Here is a 17,056-nt window from a genome sequence, read left to right as displayed (position 1 = left end):
TATTGGTATGAAGCTTTCGACGATCCTGCTGACCGGAGTTTTTGCGGCGGTGCTGAGCGCGCCGGCGCTGGCGGCTGACGTGCCGCCGCGCGCGCCGCAGGCCGCCCCGGTCTATCAGGCGCCGCCACAGGCGTTCGACTGGCGTGGCTTCTATCTCGGCGTCAACGGCGGCTACGGCATGGGCCGTTCGAGCTGGGACGACCCGGCGCTTGGCACCGGCTCGGGCAAGTTCAGCACCAACGGCGGATTGCTCGGTGGCCAGATTGGCTACAACTGGCAACTCGGAAATACCGTGTTCGGTCTCGAAAGCGATATCGATTGGGCCAAGCTCTCCGGCTCGACCGCGAGCGGCGGCGTCTGCGCCACCGACGGCGGCGGCCAGTGCCGCACCGAGCAGAGCTGGTTCGGGACCACGCGCGGGCGGCTCGGCTATGCCTTCGGCAATTTCCTGCCTTACGTCACCGGCGGTCTGGCCTACGGCGACATCAAGGCGGTGCAGCCGGGCGTGACGTCACGCGACACCAAGGCAGGGTGGACCGCGGGCGCCGGCGTCGAATACGGCTTCACCAAGAACTGGAGCGCCAAGGCCGAGTATCTGCACATCGACCTCGGCACGGCGACCTTCATGGGCGCGGCCTCCGGCACCAACACGCTGAAGACGCCGATCACCGAAGACATCGTGCGCGCCGGCTTGAACTATCACTGGTAAGCCGAGCTGCGCTCACCCCGGCGAAGGCGTTTGGAACGCCCGCGCTTTATCTCCCGCCACCATGAACTGCGCTTTTGCCAGTTCAGTAAAGCGGCCGCCCTGCGCCACCAGTTCGTCGAACGTGCCGCTTTCGATGATGCGGCCGTGCTCGAACACCAGAATGCGCGTGGCGTTGCGCACGGTGGACAGCCGGTGCGCGATGACGAAGGTGGTGCGGTCCTTCATCACCTCGTCGAGCGCCGCCATGACTTTGCTCTCGGTGGCCGCATCGAGCGCGCTGGTCGCCTCGTCGAGAATGAGGATAGGCGGGTTCTTCAACAGCGCCCGCGCGATCGACAGGCGCTGGCGCTCGCCGCCGGACAATGAGCGGCCGCGTTCGCCGACCACTTCCTTGAAGCCATGGAACTTGCGATCGATGAACTCCAGCGCTTGCGCGCGCCGGGCGGCGTCGCGAATCTCGTCGTCGCTGGCATCCGGCTTGCCGACGCGCAAATTCTCGGCAATCGAGCGGTTGAACAACAGCGCCTCCTGAAACACGACGCCGATGTTGCGGCGGAGTGCCGCGAGCTTGATGTCGCGGATATCGCGGCCGTCGGCTTCAATGCTGCCGGATTGCGGGTCGAAGGCGCGGTGCAGCAGCGCGATCGCGGTCGATTTGCCGGCGCCGGTGGCGCCGACCAGCGCGATGGTCTCGCCCGGATTGACCGAAAAGTTCAGATGATCGGCGGCCTGCCGGCGGCCGTCATAAGAAAACGACACATCGTTGAAGCGAATATTGCCGGTGAGACGTCCCGGATCGATGGCGCCTGGCCGGTCGCGAATGTCCGGGACGGTGTCCCAGACCTGGAAGAACTCGATCAGCTGGCCGGCATGGCTGACCAGATCATCGACGAAGGCAACCGTATGCTCCATGCGGGAGATGATCAGGCCCGCGAAGCTCATGAAGGTGACCATCTCGCCGATCGAGGCTTCGCCGCGCAACGTGAGCCAGGTGCCGACGACGATGATCGCCAGCACGGCGAGTGTCGTCGCGGTGCGCGTCAGCACGGTGGCGAGCGCCCACCATGACAGCACCGGCATCTGCGCCGCCAGCAGCTTCTCCACGATCTGCCTGAGCTCGGTCACCTCCTGCTCGAGCCGCGAAAAGCTCTGCACCAGCGCGATGTTGCCGAGCGTATCGGAGGCGCGTTCGGCGAGGTCGGAGTAATGCTGATTGACCTCTTCCTGCATGCTGCCGGTCTTGCGCACGATGATCGCGGTCAGGAACGCGAAGACAGCGCAGAGCAAGATCAAGAGGCTCGCCAGCCGCCAGTTGATGATGAGCGACACCGGCAGCAGCACCAGGAGGCCGATCATGGCGGCAAAGTGCTCGCGGAAGAAGCCGAGCCACAGGCCCCACAGCGCGTCGGTGCCTTCCAGCATCACCTTCATCAGGCGGCCGGAATGGGTGTTGCCGTGGTAGGACAAAGGCAGTTCGAGCACGTGCTCGAAATAGCGTGTCAGCACCACCTGGCGGCGGCGATGGGCGAGGCGGTCGGCATACAGCGCGATCAGCGTGCCGGCGACGATCGTAAAGATGCCGAAGCCGGCCCAGGCCGACATCAGCGCCGAGAGCTTCTGCCACGATGGTGGCGTGCCGGAGGCTTGGCCCACGCTTAGCGTGTCGATGATGCGGCCGAGTAGCACCGGCTCGGCGAATTGCGCTACGGCGAGCGCGAGATTGCCGAAGGCAATGGCCCAGGCGAGACGGGCCTCTGAACCAAGCAGAGCCAGCACGCGTGTGTAGAGACGGATGAGCGCCATGGCAGCCGGTTACTTCTTGGGCGTGGCGGGATTCTTGGCGTCGGCCGCGGCCTTCATCAGCCCGGCGAGGTCGTCCTCGAGCTTGGCGATGCGCGTTTTCAACGCCGCGATCTCGGCATCCGCGGCGGCCTGCTTTTTCTGCGTGTCGCGGCGGCTGCGCTCCAGTGCCTGCTGCAGGAAGTCGGTATTGGCCTGCAGGCAGGAGGTGCGGCGCTCCATCTGCTTCTCGGCGGTGCAGACTTCGAGGCCGCGGATGTCCTGGGCGGCGGAGGGGGAGGCGAGGAGCAGCACGACGAATATCGATGTCGTCGCGCCCAGTTGTGTGTCGTACCGCATCCACTATCTCCGATCGCCTCCGCGAAAGCGGGGGGCCCCAGTACCTTTTTAACACATAATCGATGACAACGACCGGGTCCCGCTCACAACCGTTCTGAACAGCGCCGTCCGTCGGACGGCCATGCGCAGGCGACGAGCGGAGTTCTAAACGACTTCAGGGCGCGACCTGCATCTCCTTCAGCGCCGCGATCGACGCCTCGGGCAATGGGCACGATTTGCGCGTGCTTTCATCGACCATCACCATAACAGTTTCGCCGGCGGCGGTGACGGTATCGCCTTGCATCACGATCTGCTCCAGCGTGAACGACGACCTGCCGATGCTCTTGACGCGGGTGCCGATGCTGGCTTCGCCGGGCCACAGCATCTCGGCCTTGAAGTCGAGGACCAGGCGGGCAATGACGAAGTTCGTTCCCGGCGCGCGGATCGGCCGGCCGGAATTCATCAGAAACTGGACGCGGCCGGTTTCCAGGAAGGTCGAGAACACCGCGTTGTTGACGTGGCCCTGCCTGTCGGTGTCGCCGTAACGGATGGTGTCGCGGGACCAGTGGGGATAATCGCCGTGCTGCATCAGCGTCCGACCAGTTCGTTGCGCAGTTCGTAAGCGAGCCGCAGCCCGAGCCCGATCATGATGACGCCGGCGAGGCGGTCGAGCCATTGCGCGAAGCGCAGATAGTGCCGGCGGGCGAAATTGGTCGATAGCGCCAGCGCGACGAAAGCGTACCAGGCGAAGGATTGCACGACGATCAGCGCCACCACCGCGGCATAGAACCACGCCGGCGCATGCGCCGGCACCACGACGACGAAGACGCTTGTCCAGAACACCGCGGACTTTGGATTGGATAATGTCGTCAAGAGGCCGGCAAGCAGCGGCGCGCGCGCCGCTTGCGGCGGCCGCTGCGCGTCGATCGGCATTATGCCGGCGCGCAGCATGCGGATGCCGACATAGACGAGATAAGCGGCGCCGAGCCAGCGCAGCGCGCGATAGAGGAAGCCAGCCTCCAGCAGCAGCACGCCGACGCCGAACATCGACAATGTTACCCAGATGGCCGAGCCGAGCACGACGCCGCCGACCGCCATCATCCCGGCGCGGCGCGACACCCGTGCCGACACGTAGCTGACGACTACCGTGTTCGGGCCGGGGATCATGGCCATGAGGATGTGGAGGAGGGAGAGCTGGAGCAGGGTGGCGGTGAGGGACATGGGCTTTTTCAGAGCGTGTTTGCGCCGCGAGCCGATCGGTTCGCCTTGCGGCACCGGGCACCACTCGTAGCACAAATCAACGCGACCGACGAAGGGGGCAGCCGACGCGTTTCGGGCGGCCCCACGCCGTCCTCTCGTCACCAGTAATGTCAGAAGAATTCTAGAAGGCCTGCGACAGGCCGATGCGGGCGAAGTAAGTCGTCGGCGCTTGTGTCGGCACATTGGCGGTCAGGGACGCGGTCATCGCGCCGTTCGTCCACAGTCCGAAACGCACGCCGGCGGTGGCCTCAAGCCAGTCTCGCTGGGTGGTTGTCCCACCGCTGGCGGACAGCGGGAACAAGCCGATCAGCGTGCCGGAGACGTCCGGCCCCTGACCGCCGTCGAGCCGGTGACCCCAAGCCAATGTGCCCCAGGACCAGAGGCCGGGCCTGAACGTGTAGCGTAGATCGGCGCCGACACGCGATACCTGCTGAATGTCATGGAAGGAATCCATCATCGCGGGTACCGGGCCGTCGCTCTCCGTGTAGCCCGAGAATCCAACACGGGTGTAGGCGTAGGACACGAAAGGCGTCACTCGCGTGCGCGGCAACAGATCGGCGAAGGTGTAGCCGATCCGACCGGCGAGGCCATAGCCCGTGCCATGCGTCGATCCGGTCGAATTGACCTGACTGGCTCCATTGATATAGCCGCGTGTAATTCTGCCGCTGAGATAGATCGCATTGGCGCCGATCAGCCATTGCAGGCCTTCCTCCGGCACCTGCGCAATGAAGAGGCCGGCGGTGCCTGCGTTCATGCGCGCCGAGCCGCCGTCGCTCATGTTGGTCGTGTGAATGTTGTCGGCGCCCACGGTCGCGCCGGCCAAAAGGCCGCGATCGTTGAGCTTGGCGGTGCCGCCAAGCGTGCCCGAGACTGTCGGATCGCTGTCGTAACCGAACGCGGTGAACATCGAGAAGCGCGAACCATTCTTCGTTGCGTTCCCGTTCTGCATCACCTCGCTGGTAACCGTGCCGAAATTGCCGGCAAGGGAGGCGCTTGCCGTTTGGCCGACGGCGCCGAGACTGGACAGTGACTGCAATTGATTGGAGAGCGTGATCAGGCTGGGCGCCGCGCATGCGTTCGCCGGAAAGTCGCACAGGCGCGCGATCCATGCTTCGGCTTGCCCGCCGGGATTGACGCCGGAACCGACAATGATATTGCCGGCCGACGAGACGCCGTCTGCCCTCTCGAGCGACCAGCCGGTCGTATTGACGCCGGCTGCGACGAGCAGCGCGTTCACCGACTGCATGCCGTTCGCTTGCGTCCAGCGGAACGCCTCCTGGGCGACGAACGCCGTGCTGCTGTGGCCGACCACGACTGAACCAGTAGCGTTCGTGGCGTTGGCAGAGCTACTCGTGCCGCCGGGCAGAAAACCCAGTCCGACAATGCCGGTCCCTTGCGTCCAGCGAAACGCTTCGTAATTGCCGCCCGCCGCGGCGCTGGTCCCGAAGCCGACCACGACGTTGCCATCGGCGCTGACGGCGGAGGCGTTGCTTTGCGTGCCGCCCGCCAACAGACCGAGGCCGACCATCCCGGTGCCTTGCGTCCAGCGGAACGCTTCGTAATTGCCCCCCGCGACCGTGCTGGCACTGCCGCCGACCACCACAGATCCGTCTGCACTCACGCCGGTGGCGTAGCTTTCGGAGCCGCCTGCCAGGAAGCCCAGGCCGACCATGCCGGTGCCTTGCGTCCAGCGGTAGGCTTCGTAGTTGCCGCCTGCAGCCGCGCTGTCGCCAGCGCCGACAATGACCGAGCCATCGGCACTCGCGGCTCTGGCATTGCTCTGTGTCCCGCCAGTGAGGAAGCCGAGGCCGACCATTCCGGTTGCCTGCGTCCAGCGGAATGCCTCGCTCGAGTTGCCCGACGCCGCGCTGTCGCTTTCGCCCACGATCGTCAGGCCATCGGCGCTGATGCCATTCGAATAGCTGTAAGTGGCTCCCGGCAGGAGACCCAGCCCCGCAATGCCGGTGGCGGACGTCCAGCGAAAGGCTTCATCGTTGCCTGCAGCTGCGGCGCTGCTGCCATAGCCGATAACAATCGAACCGTCGGCGCTGACACCTGACATCCGGCTGTATGTGCCGCCGGGCAGAAATCCCACGCCCTGAAAACTCGACGACTGCGCAAACGACGGAGAAGACACAAGCACACCGCAGCAGAGCGTCGAGAGCGCGAGCCCTTTTATGCCAACGGTTCCTGCAACACGACAAATGTTCATCGCAACCCCCGAGCGATTGACGCGCCGTTACCGGCATCTCGCGTCATACATTCGGAGATTTCAGGATTGAAGTAGCAAACGTTGTCTGGATTACGATTTGAGACGTGACGGCAAGTATTGGGACGTCATGTCAAACTCCTCGACGTCGCCGGCCGCCATCATCCCGTTACGCCCCGTCAGACATAGGGGCCGGCCATGGAGCGCTGATAAGACAGATAGCGCGGGACCCATATTTTATTGCGCACGGCTTCTTCGATGTCGGCTTCGCTGTCGATGCCCTCGGTCAGACCCTCGGCATAAGCCTGCTTGCCGACGGCGATGGCGACATCGATGGCGACCTCGCGCAACTGCGTGACGCGCGGCAAGAGATTGGCGTTCGGATCGTGCCGCGCCGGCGACATCTCGGCCAGCGCCTTGGCGGCGGCCATGAACATGGTGTCGGTGATGCGCCGCGCCCGCGTCGCGATGGCGCCCAGGCCGACGCCCGGGAAGATGTAGGAATTGTTGGTCTGATCGACTGCGAAAGGCTGGCCGTTACGCTTGAGCGGCGGGAAGGGCGAGCCGGCGCCGATCAAGGCGCGGCCTTCGCTCCAGATCTCGACATCGGCCGGCGTCGCCTCGGCACAGGACACCGGGTTCGACAGCGGAAACACGATCGGCCGTTTGTTGTGGCGGGCCATGCCGCGCACCACGCTTTCGGTGAACGCGCCGGCCTGCGCCGAGACGCCGATCAGCGCCGTCGGCTTGGCGTTGTAGATGACGTCGAGCAAGGTGATGCGGCTCGGATTGCCGAGATTCCAGTGCGCCAGCGCTTCGCGCTTCTGCACGAAAGGCTGCTGGAACGCCGCCAGATCGTTCATGCCTTCGGTGAGCAGGCCGTCCTTGTCCACGAGATAGAAGCGACTCGCCGCTTCCTGCCGGTCGAGCCCCGCGTCGATCATCGCCGCCATCAGTAGGTTGGCGATGCCGCAGCCGGCCGAGCCGCCGCCCAGGATCGCGATGCGCTGCTGCGTCAGCGGCTCGCCGGTGACATTGATCGCCGCGAGCAGCGTCCCGGTCGCGACCGCGGCGGTGCCCTGAATGTCGTCATTGAAGCTGCAAAGCCGGTCGCGATAGGTGTCGAGAAGCCGGGTGGCATTCGCCTTGGCGAAGTCTTCCCATTGCAGCAGGACATGCGGCCAGCGCTCGGTCACCGCGGCGATGAATTCCGCGACGAATGAATCATATTCCTCGCCGCGCACGCGCTTGTGCCGCCAGCCGATATAGAGCGGATCGTTGAGGTTGGTCTCGTTGTCGGTGCCGACGTCGAGCAGGATCGGCAGCGCGGTGGCCGGGTCGACGCCGCCGCAGGCGGTGTACAGCGCCAGCTTGCCGATCGGGATGCCCATGCCGCCGGCGCCCTGGTCGCCGAGGCCGAGAATGCGCTCGCCGTCGGTGACGACAATGACCTCGGTCTTGTCGAATTGCGGATTGGACAGGATCTGGCGGATTTGTTTGCGGTGCGGGATCGACAGGAACACGCCACGCGGCTTGCGGAACAGCCGGCTGAATGAGGCGCAGCCGGCGCCGACGGTCGGCGTATAGACGATGGGCAGCAGCTCTTCGACGTTCTGGCCGAGCAGGGCGTAATACAGGGTCTCGTTGGTGTCCTGGAGGTCGCGCAGGAAAGCATAGCGCTCCAGATCAGTATGGAATTCGCGGAAGGCCCGGAGACGGCGGTTCGCCTGCTCCTCGATCGAGACCACGGTCGGCGGCAACAGGCCATGGAGCAGGAAGGCGGACCGCTCTTCCTCGGTGAACGCCGTGCCCTTGTTGAGGCGCGGGTCGGCCAGAAGGCGGTATCCGAAGAGGTCGGCCGGCAGGGTGATCGTGTCTGGTCGAGTGGGCGAGGTGGTGAGCAAAACGCAAGTCCCGGCAACGTGATCCCAATGCCGACCCTATAGCATAGGGCCGGCCGTTGCCGCATGACGTTTTCGCACGCGTGGTTAGCTTTAGCGCTTGTCGGCGTCGTACTCGGCGCTGGAAAAGCTGCCGCCCTGGAAATAGTCGCCGATCGGGTCGGCAGGCAATTTTTCCTGGGCCGCCAGGGCCTCGGCGCGGAAATCCTCGGACTTGTGCTTCGGCCGGTAACCGAATTTGTGGGCGTTGGAATTGTCCCACCAGGCGGCGGCGTTGTCCGAGGCGCCGTAGAAGATCTCGTATTTGATCTCCGGATGCTCCAGGCCGATGCGCAGGAGCTGCACCAGATCTTCCGGGTGCAGGTAGATCGACAGCCGGCGCTTGTCGATTGGCGTGTCGGCGAAGTTGCCGATACGGATGCATGTGACGCGCATACCGTGCTTGTCGGCATAGAAGGCGCCGACGGATTCGCCGAAGCACTTGGAGATACCGTAGCGCGAGTCCGGACGTACCGTGACGTTGACGCCGATCTTCTGGTCGCGCGGATACATACCGACGGCGTGGTTCGAGGTGGCGAAGATCACGCGTTTGACGTTCGCGCGATAGGCGGCCTCGAACAGATTGTAGCAGCCGATGATGTTGGCCTGCAGGATGGTTTCCCACGGGCCTTCGACCGAGAAGCCGCCGAGGTGGACGATACCATCGACGCCGGCGACGATCTTCTCGACCTCATTCATCTTGGCCAGATCGGCGGCAACGAACTCCGCGCCAGGCGCGAGGTCGGCCGGCTTGGTGATGTCGCTCCAGCGAATGTCATCATAAATGGCCGGCAGCATTTGGCGCAGGCGCGTGCCGATCCCTCCGGCAGCGCCGGTGACGAGGAGTTTCATGCTAGTCTCTTCCCAGTTGACCTAGTCCTTCGTCACCGCCGGGCTTGTCCCGGCCATCCTTGCCCTCTCAAGAAAGGAAGGCGTGGATGCCCGGCACAAGGCCGGGCATGACGGTGATGAGCTGATCTGCCGAGGCAGAAGGCGAATTACTTAATCCCCAACTCGGCGGCAAGTTTCTGGTGGCGATCACGGCTGTTGCCGAGATGCGCGTGCATGGCGGCGCGCGCTTTCTGCACATCGTGGGTGCGGATGGCGGCGAGGATCTTGGCATGCTCGCGCTGGAAAAGCGTGAGGTTGTTACGGCTCAGGAGCGGCGCAGTGCTCCCCCATACGGTCTGGCGCGGAATGACGACGCTGCCGAGATATTCGAGGAAACCCTTGAACTGCTGATTGTTGGTGGCCTCGGCGATGGCACAGTGGAAGGCGAAGTCTTCCTCCACTGCGTTGGCGCCGGCGTCGATCGCGGCTTGAATGGCGTCGAAGCGCTCGGTGATCTTCTTGATCTGGGCCGGCGTGGCGCGCTCGGCGGCGAGCCCCGCGCCCTCGACTTCGACGCCGGTGCGCAATTCCATGACATTGAGCACGTCACGCAAGGTGGAATGTTCGTCGAACTCGACGCGGAACGGCCGGCGCACTTTTTCCGCAACGAAGGTGCCGATGCCCTGACGGCTGACCACCAGTTTGTCGGCGCGCAGCGCCGCCACGGCTTCGCGGATCACGGTTCGTGAAACGCCGGTGGCCGCGATCATTTCCTGCTCGGTCGGCAATCGCGAGCCGGGCAGCAGCTTGCCGCTCATGATGTCGGCGGTGAGCCGCGCGACGATCTCGCCGGTGAGCCCGCGCGGCGCCTGGATCGGTCTTAGGAGAGAAAGATTTTTCGTCAAACGCCGTCCCTCGACCTTGACCGGGTCGCGCCGGTCTGGTCATCATATGACCTGATAACTAACACGCGGTGCTCCGTCGATCAATCCGCGGCCGCGCGGCCCGACGACGCAGAGCAATGCAGCAATTTAATTGGGGAGGAGTATCCATCATGACTACACGCAGAGCAATTCTGGCCGCCGGTGTTCTGGCGGCTTCGACTATGTTTGCCGGCAGCACCTTCGCCGCCGACAAGCTGGTGCTGAAGGCATCCGACGTTCACCCGACCGGCTATCCGACGGTGGAAGCCGTCGAGAACATGGGCAAGAAGCTCGAGAAGGCGACCAACGGCCGCCTGAGCGTGCAGATGTTCCCGTCGATGCAATTGGGCGGCGAAAAGGAAGCGATCGAGCAGGCCCAGGTCGGCGCCATCGCTTTCGCGCGTGTCTCGGTCGGCGCTCTCGGCCCGGTGGTCGATGCGCTCAACGTCGTCAACCTGCCTTACGTGTTCAAGAACACCGAGCACATGCGTCACGTCATCGACGGCCCGATCGGCCAGGAGTTGCTCGATGCCGTGACCAAGAGCGGCAAGGGCCTCGTCGGCCTCGCGTGGATGGATGCCGGTGCGCGCAACTTCTACGACACCAAGAAGCCGATCAAGACTCTGGCCGACCTCAAGGGCCTCAAGGTTCGCGTCATCGGCAACCCGATCTTCGTCGACATGGCGAACGCGATGGGCGCCAACGGCATCGCCATGGGCTACGACCAGGTGTTCTCGTCGCTGCAAACCGGCGTCATCGACGGCGCCGAAAACAACCCGCCGAGCTACGTGTTCGACAATCACTACACCGTCGCCAAGTTCTACACGATCGACGAACACCTGATCGTGCCGGAAATGGTGGTGATGTCGCAGAAGATCTTCGACTCGCTGTCGAAGGAAGAGCAGGCCGACGTCAAGAAGTTCGCCCGCGAGGCGCAACTCGAAGAGCGCAAGCTGTGGGACGAATACGAGAAGAAGGCCATGGAAAAGGCCAAGGCCTCGGGCGTGACCATCACCCAGGTGTCCGATGCCGACAAGAAGGCCTTCCAGGACGCGGTCAAGCCGGTGTGGGACAAGTACGGTCCGAAATACGCCGATATGATCAAGCGCATCCAGGGCACCAACTAAACTGAAGCGTTCGCCGCCACGCCTCGTCCCTACAGCGGGACAAGGCGTGGCGCGTTCACGTCGAGGGCCGTGCGCGGCGCGGCAGGAAAACACATGGCCAATCTCTACCGGTCGGCAATGGACAAGGCCTATTTTGTCTGTGCCGTCATCGCCGGAATCGCGATGGTGGCGGTCTCCCTGATCATGCCGTGGGCGGTATTCACCCGCTACGTGCTCAACAGCGCCGCCTCCTGGCCGGAAATGGCCGCGGTTCTGCTCATTATCGTCGTGACGTTCTTCGGAGCCGCAGCCTGCTACCGGCTCGGCCTGCATATGAGCGTGACGGTAGCCGCCGACCTGTTGCCGCCGAAAGTGCGCGCCGTCGCCGATTTTCTCGTCGAGGTTCTGATGGGGGTCATGGCGGTCTTCATGATCGTGTATGGCGTCAAGCTCTGCATTGCCACGTCGCAGAATACGATCCCCGAGTTTCCCTGGCTGAGTGTCGGCATCGTCTATTCCCCGATCCCGATCGGCGGCTTCTTCACGCTGCTGTTCATCATCGAGCACTTGACCATCGGTCGTCCGGCGTCCGCCGGCACCGATCCGCATTTGCCCGTCGAGTAAGAGCCGCCCGCCATGGACCTTTTCATTCTTCTCGGAACCCTGTTCCTCTGCTTCGCCATCGGCATGCCGATCTCCTATTCGCTGGGCATCGGTGCGCTGGCCGGCGCGCTATGGATCGGCATCCCGCCGGAAGCGGTGATGCTGCAGATCTCGAACGGCGTCAGCAAGGTTGCGATGCTGACGATTCCCTTCTTCGTGCTGGCCGGCGCCATCATGGCCGAGGGCGGCATGGCGCGGCGCCTGGTGGCGCTCGCCAACGTCATTGTCGGCCTGGTGCGCGTCCGCGGCGGTCTCTCCGCGGTGAACATTCTCGCCACTACTTTCCTGTCCGGCATTTCCGGCTCGTCAGTCGCCGATACTTCGGCGATCGGTTCTGTGCTGATCCCGCAAATGGAGAAGGTCGGCTATCCGCGCGTTTTCGCCACCAACGTCACGATCAGCGCCTCGCTGCAGGCGATCTTGGTGCCACCGAGCCATAATGCGGTGATTTACTCGCTGGCGACCGGCGGCACCATCTCAATCATCAGTCTGTTTATGGCCGGCGTGGTGCCGGGCCTGCTGCTCGGCGTATCGCTGATCGCGTTGGTCATCTTCATCGCCTATCGCGACGGCCACCCGACGGGCGACCGCGTGCCGTTCCAGGAAGCCATGAAGATGAGCATCGAGGCGCTGTGGGGCCTCATCACGGTGTTCATCATCATCGCCGGCATCCTGCTCGGCATCTTCACCGCGATCGAAGCCGGCGCCGTTGCCTGCGTCTGGGCGTTTTGCGTCACTATGTTCATCTACCGCGACTACAAGTGGAAGGACCTGCCCGGCCTCGTGCATCGCACGCTCAAGACCGTGGCGATGGTGATGACGCTGATCGCGATGGCCTCGAGCTTCGGCTACGTCATGGCATTGATGCAGATGCCGTCCAAGATCACGGCGTTCTTCCTGTCGGTGTCGGACAGCAAATACGTCATCCTGATGTTGATCAACTGCATGCTGCTGGTGCTCGGCTGCCTGATGGACATGGCGCCGCTGATCCTGATCTGTACGCCGATCCTGCTGCCCGTGGTGGTGAAGCTCGGCGTCGATCCTGTTCACTTCGGCATGATCATGCTGCTCAACCTCGGCATCGGCCTGTTGACGCCGCCGGTCGGCTCAGTGCTGTTCGTCGGCTGCGCGGTCGGCAAGGTCAAGCTCGAGGACGTGATGAAGGGCATCTGGCCGTTCTACGGCGTGATGTTCGCGGTCCTGATGCTGGTCACCTTCGTGCCGGCGCTGTCGCTGTGGCTGCCGAAGTTCGTCGGCGCCTACTGAGCGGCGGAGGAAACCGTATCGCGGCAGCGCTCACTGTGCTGCCGCCGCCAGTTCCCGGGCGCCGGGATTCTGCGCGCCGCGCTGCATCTGGCCGTCGATGTCGGCGATGAGGTTGCCGACCACGCCGGTGCGGCGCGCCACCGGATTGCGCTCGTAGCCGATCTGCTGGAAGAAGTTGGCCGTCGGCACACGGCTGCGGAAGTCGGCCGGCATCGTCACCATGTCGAGACCTGTCGAGTCGCCGGTCAGGTTCATCAGCTCCAACTCCGGCGCGGTCAGCGGCGTGTGGTAGCCCTTCATGCGGGCGAAGTGCACCGAGTTGAGCAGTTTCTGCGTCTGCACCAGCGGGCCGATGTCGATGTCGAGCACGATGGCGTGGATGCCGATGCCGCCGGCGGTCTGCTTGGCGAGGCGATCATATTCGCTCCACTTGCCGGGCACCGATTTGGCGTAGGCGATCATGCGCCGCACCGCTTCGATCTTGCGCGTCATGGCGCGCTTCGCCTCGCCCTGCAGCGCGCGCTCTTTCTGCCGCAAGGCATTGAGGATCAGCGGGGCGTGCTCGGCCAGCATCGAGACCGAATTGGTCGACAACAACTGGTTGTAACCGACGGCCGGCGAGATCGCGGTGGCGCGCTTCGGCGTCACGCCGGCCTGCGTGTCGAAGGTGCCGTTGCCGCCGGTCTCGAAGGCATAGACGCCGACGATCTGCTCGCGCGTCAATCCTTCGGCGAGCGCAACGCGGGCATAGGCGCGCTTGAAGTCGCTGTCGCTCGCCGGCAGATCGGGCGCGAAGCCGAACTGGCTTTTGGCATTGGCGAGGAAGTCGGCGATCACCGGAACCGGCGCCCGCTCGCCGGGCTGTGGCCCGGGTGGCGCATTGGGATCCCGCGGCCGCGGCGGCCCGGTATAGACCGGCGGCTGCTCGAGCACGTAGTCCTCGAGCAGAATCTGTTCGTTGTTGCGTCGCTTGGCGTTGCGGATGCGGCGCTTGTCGCTGACAGCGTCCCAATAGCTCTCGGCCGCGGCCTCATAGGGACGCCGCGCCGCCTCATAGGCCGCGAGCTTGCTCTCGTAATCACCGGCAGCGGCAAATGTCGAACCGGCCGGCAGCCCGGGCGCGCAGGCCGACAGCGTGACGACAAACGGAGCCATGAAAGCGGTGAGGACGGCGCGGCGCAGCATGAAGGGAAAGGTCACTCCAGGTGATTCGGCTTTCGCACCACCCTGCGGCATTTGCGCGGCGACGCAAGGCCCGGCGGCCGAGCCGCGCGCTATGGTCGCGGCAAAAAATAAGCGCGCCGAAACACCGGCGCGCCAAGTCTTGGGGGAGGTTCAGTCCCGTCAGTTCAATTCAATCTTCAGCGTCAGTCAGCTTCGTCCAGTCAGAACTCGTGGCCGATTAGCGGATCACGGTGTCTTGGCGCACCGAAACCGCCATGGGCTGGCCGGCCTTGTAAACTTGCGGTCCCTGCGCCGACATCACGTCGACGCCAAGGTTCATCTGCGTTGCCGAGATGCCGATGACAGCGATCACCAGCGCGGCGAAAAGGCCGACCACCACTATCTTGAGGTGGGTGGTGCGATCGGCCGTGTACATCGACCAGTTCATCTCAGTGTCCTCCAGGCGTCCCGCTTCGGGATGACCTATGGCGTAAATGGTTGCGGCGTTCGGTACACTAAACAGGCGTATATTCACGTTAAGCGAAGGTTCCGGCGCTGCTTCGTACAAACAACGTGGGGAGCGTCGGGTGGTTCCGCTGCCCCTTTCACGGAACAGTGAAACCCTGTGATCGGGGCGCCGGCTTGAGCCGTCCAGACACCAGCTGTCTGGCCCTCGGTCATTCAACGCCGCGGCCCCCGCGCAACCTGCGCGGCCCGGATGGTTTGTTTTTAATTGTGCGGGGTGCGACGGCGCACGGGCGCGGCGCAGGCAATGAAGGTGGCCGGAGCAGATCGCCAAAAAGAAAACGCCCGGCACTGGGGCCGGGCGTTTTCTTGCTTATTTATAAAGCAGTCTTGGCGTCAGGCGTTCGCCGCGCGCTTCAGCGGGTAGGCGTCGCTCTCGTAGAGCGCCCGAATATCCTGGTGGCTCAGGCGAGCCTCATTGATCTCGATATAGGCGCCGAGAAGCTGGGCTTCCGGCAGTTCCTCGACCGCGAAACGGATCGCCTCGGAGGCCTTGTCAAAACGGCGATAGCGAACCTTGCTCGCGACCTTGCGGTTACGCGACGGAAAAAGCTCCGCCGGCGCGGAATAGTCGATAGTCTTCATGATGTCTCCAGAGCGGCCGGGCCACACGGCAAAACCGGCATGGATTTGCTCCCTCTATATAGTCATAAAACTGAGGCAATCCAGTGGCCGTTCGGGGCATTCGATCCCCCGAGGGTTTACCGCTGGTGGTATCGTTAACGTCTTGCGACCAAAGGGATTAGTCTGGATTGCCAGGCGCAGGAACTGGAGCTCCGTCATGCCGCACATTATCGTCAAAATGTTCGCTGGTCGATCCGACGAGGTCAAGCAGCAACTCGCTCACGCGCTCACCAAGACCCTCATCGACACGCTCGGCAGCAGCGAGAAGTCGATCTCGGTCGGCATCGAAGACGTGGCGCCCGACGATTGGGGCGCCACGGTGTACCGTCCCGACATCGCGGCGAAGCTCGACACCATCTTCAAGGCGCCGGGCTATGACCCGCCGAAGTGAGCGGCCCCAGGCAAAGCCTTACGGCGTCCGTGTTCGGCGCCGCTGCCTGCGATTAAGTCCGAGCGCGATGACGAGACCCGCTGCCGCGCCCAGTGCGCCGATCAGGTACACGCGACTGTAGCCGGCCCGGTCGGCGAGCAGACCGGCCAGCGGGCCCGTCAGCCCATAAGCGATATCCTGGAACGCGGCGAAGCCGCCGAGCGCGGTGCCGCGCAAGTGCGGCTCGACCAGGCGAATCACTTCGCGGCCCATCGATGGAAACACCATCGAGCAACCGAGCCCCGTGAGGAAGGCCCCGGCGAGGGCGAAGGCCGGGTGCGGCGCCATCCAGATCAGGATCTGGCCGATCAACTCGACGGCGAGCGAGGCAATCGCCACCGGTAGGCCGCCGACGCGATCCGGCATATGGCCGAACAGCACCCGCACCAGAACGAAGCCGGCGCCGAAGGCAGTGAGACCCAGCCCGGCATAGCTCCAGTGCTGATCGCGGAAATACAGCACGAAGAACGCGCCAATGGCGGCAAAGCCGATTCCCTGCAGGCAGACGATGGCGCCATGCCAGAAAATGCGGCCGATAATGCTGATAAATGACGGCCGCTCGGCGTCCGGATGCGCGGCGACCGCCGGCAGCCACAACGTCATCACGAAGCCGATACAGGGCAGCACCGCGCTGATCGCCATCGTGCCGGCAAATCCGATGCGATCGAGCAGCACGACGCCGAGCGGGCCGCCGATCGCGAGCGCGCCGTATATCGCCGCGCCCATCACCGCGAGTACACGCGACGACCGTGCAGGGCCGACAATGCCGACGCCCCACGAGACGACGCTCACGGTGATCAGGCTTTCGCCGAGGCCGACGAGCAGGCGGCCGCCCAGCAACACGGCGAAGGCGAAGATCGGCGTGGCGGCGAGCAGGCCGGCCGCCAGCGCGACGACGGCGCCGACGGCATAGAGCACCAGCCCGCGTCGCGCGGCGATCTGCGCGCCGCGGCGGTCGGTGAGCGTGCCGACGACGCCGCGCGACAGGATGGTGGCCAGGAAAGCGATGCCGACGCCGAGCCCGGCGAAAAGATTGCTCATGCCCAGTTGCGCGGTCACGAAGACCGGCACAATGGGCAGTGGCATGGCAACGCAAAGATAGGAGATGAAGAGGACCGCGGTCAGCAACAGCAGTTGGCTGTCGGCCGGGTTTCGTGTCGCTGAGGACGTCATGGCATTCCCTGATGGTGCGCGTCGCCAACGGCCCCGCGTTGCGGGCAACAAAAAACGCAATCCGACCGGCGACGGTCGTTGATTGCGTTGAATGACGTTAGACGCTTACGGCCGG

The 17,056-nt window shown here is 64.3% G+C and carries 17 protein-coding genes; 5 read left to right on the top strand and 12 right to left on the bottom strand.

The window, feature by feature from the left end:
• Positions 1-7: 7 nt before the first annotated feature.
• Entirely contained in the window at positions 8-709 is a 702-nt protein-coding gene (locus ASD45_RS14665; RefSeq protein WP_056912157.1) for an outer membrane protein, read from the top strand.
• Positions 710-721: 12 nt separating this feature from the next.
• Here the strand turns inward: ASD45_RS14665 and ASD45_RS14660 are convergent, their stop codons facing one another.
• From ASD45_RS14660 to ASD45_RS14625, 8 genes are all read right to left on the bottom strand, one after another.
• Positions 722-2,512 carry a glucan ABC transporter ATP-binding protein/ permease gene (locus ASD45_RS14660; RefSeq protein ID WP_056912156.1) on the bottom strand — a complete coding sequence of 597 codons (1,791 nt, stop codon included), beginning with the start codon at positions 2,510-2,512 and terminating at the stop codon, positions 722-724.
• Positions 2,513-2,521: 9 nt separating this feature from the next.
• Complete coding sequence (locus tag ASD45_RS14655) at positions 2,522-2,848, bottom strand: hypothetical protein (protein ID WP_056912155.1); 327 nt, start codon at positions 2,846-2,848, stop codon at positions 2,522-2,524.
• 154 nt (positions 2,849-3,002) lie between these two features.
• Positions 3,003-3,416 carry a thioesterase family protein gene (locus ASD45_RS14650; protein ID WP_056912154.1) on the bottom strand — a complete coding sequence of 138 codons (414 nt, stop codon included), beginning with the start codon at positions 3,414-3,416 and terminating at the stop codon, positions 3,003-3,005.
• Positions 3,416-4,048: a LysE family transporter gene (locus ASD45_RS14645; RefSeq protein WP_162249431.1), complete on the bottom strand. Its 633-nt coding sequence runs from the start codon at positions 4,046-4,048 to the stop codon at positions 3,416-3,418. The genes ASD45_RS14650 and ASD45_RS14645 overlap by 1 nt, the downstream gene beginning before the upstream one ends.
• Positions 4,049-4,208: 160 nt before the next feature.
• Positions 4,209-6,299: an autotransporter domain-containing protein gene (locus ASD45_RS14640; protein WP_082540849.1), complete on the bottom strand. Its 2,091-nt coding sequence runs from the start codon at positions 6,297-6,299 to the stop codon at positions 4,209-4,211.
• 176 nt (positions 6,300-6,475) lie between these two features.
• Positions 6,476-8,200 carry an NAD-dependent malic enzyme gene (locus ASD45_RS14635; RefSeq protein WP_056912151.1) on the bottom strand — a complete coding sequence of 575 codons (1,725 nt, stop codon included), beginning with the start codon at positions 8,198-8,200 and terminating at the stop codon, positions 6,476-6,478.
• A gap of 90 nt (positions 8,201-8,290) precedes the next feature.
• The gene (locus ASD45_RS14630; protein ID WP_056912150.1) at positions 8,291-9,088 is read right to left on the bottom strand and encodes an NAD(P)-dependent oxidoreductase; all 798 of its coding nucleotides are present in this window, start codon (positions 9,086-9,088) and stop codon (positions 8,291-8,293) included.
• Between the two features lie 146 nt (positions 9,089-9,234).
• Positions 9,235-9,972 carry a FadR/GntR family transcriptional regulator gene (locus ASD45_RS14625; protein ID WP_056912149.1) on the bottom strand — a complete coding sequence of 246 codons (738 nt, stop codon included), beginning with the start codon at positions 9,970-9,972 and terminating at the stop codon, positions 9,235-9,237.
• 149 nt (positions 9,973-10,121) lie between these two features.
• Between ASD45_RS14625 and ASD45_RS14620 the strand changes: the two genes are divergently transcribed.
• The 3 genes from ASD45_RS14620 to ASD45_RS14610 all read left to right on the top strand — a co-directional run bounded on the left by ASD45_RS14620 (position 10,122) and on the right by ASD45_RS14610 (position 13,025).
• Entirely contained in the window at positions 10,122-11,117 is a 996-nt protein-coding gene (locus ASD45_RS14620; RefSeq protein WP_056912148.1) for a TRAP transporter substrate-binding protein, read from the top strand.
• Between the two features lie 93 nt (positions 11,118-11,210).
• Positions 11,211-11,720: a TRAP transporter small permease gene (locus ASD45_RS14615; RefSeq protein ID WP_056912147.1), complete on the top strand. Its 510-nt coding sequence runs from the start codon at positions 11,211-11,213 to the stop codon at positions 11,718-11,720.
• A gap of 12 nt (positions 11,721-11,732) precedes the next feature.
• Positions 11,733-13,025, top strand: a complete 1,293-nt coding sequence (locus ASD45_RS14610; RefSeq protein WP_056912146.1) for a TRAP transporter large permease — start codon at positions 11,733-11,735, stop codon at positions 13,023-13,025.
• Between the two features lie 30 nt (positions 13,026-13,055).
• Here ASD45_RS14610 and ASD45_RS14605 read toward each other — a convergent pair whose 3' ends face one another.
• The 3 genes from ASD45_RS14605 to ASD45_RS14595 form a co-directional block, all read right to left on the bottom strand.
• The gene (locus tag ASD45_RS14605) at positions 13,056-14,225 is read right to left on the bottom strand and encodes a hypothetical protein (RefSeq protein ID WP_244485374.1); all 1,170 of its coding nucleotides are present in this window, start codon (positions 14,223-14,225) and stop codon (positions 13,056-13,058) included.
• Positions 14,226-14,427: 202 nt separating this feature from the next.
• Positions 14,428-14,637, bottom strand: a complete 210-nt coding sequence (locus tag ASD45_RS14600; RefSeq protein ID WP_056912145.1) for a hypothetical protein — start codon at positions 14,635-14,637, stop codon at positions 14,428-14,430.
• 413 nt (positions 14,638-15,050) lie between these two features.
• Positions 15,051-15,299 (bottom strand): hypothetical protein, encoded by a 249-nt coding sequence (locus ASD45_RS14595; RefSeq protein WP_056912144.1) that lies wholly within the window; start codon positions 15,297-15,299, stop codon positions 15,051-15,053.
• 196 nt (positions 15,300-15,495) lie between these two features.
• Here ASD45_RS14595 and ASD45_RS14590 point away from each other — a divergent pair, with 196 nt between their 5' ends.
• Positions 15,496-15,729, top strand: coding sequence for a tautomerase family protein (locus ASD45_RS14590; protein ID WP_056912143.1), 234 nt, complete (start codon positions 15,496-15,498; stop codon positions 15,727-15,729).
• An 18-nt stretch (positions 15,730-15,747) separates the two neighbouring features.
• Here ASD45_RS14590 and ASD45_RS14585 read toward each other — a convergent pair whose 3' ends face one another.
• Positions 15,748-16,941: an MFS transporter gene (locus ASD45_RS14585; RefSeq protein WP_056912142.1), complete on the bottom strand. Its 1,194-nt coding sequence runs from the start codon at positions 16,939-16,941 to the stop codon at positions 15,748-15,750.
• Positions 16,942-17,056: the final 115 nt, after the last annotated feature.

The organism is Pseudolabrys sp. Root1462, from assembly GCF_001426945.1.
Taxonomy (GTDB): Bacteria; Pseudomonadota; Alphaproteobacteria; order Rhizobiales; family Xanthobacteraceae; genus Pseudolabrys.
Note: the sequence above shows the minus strand (reverse complement) of the source record. Positions and strands in the feature narration are given on the sequence as shown.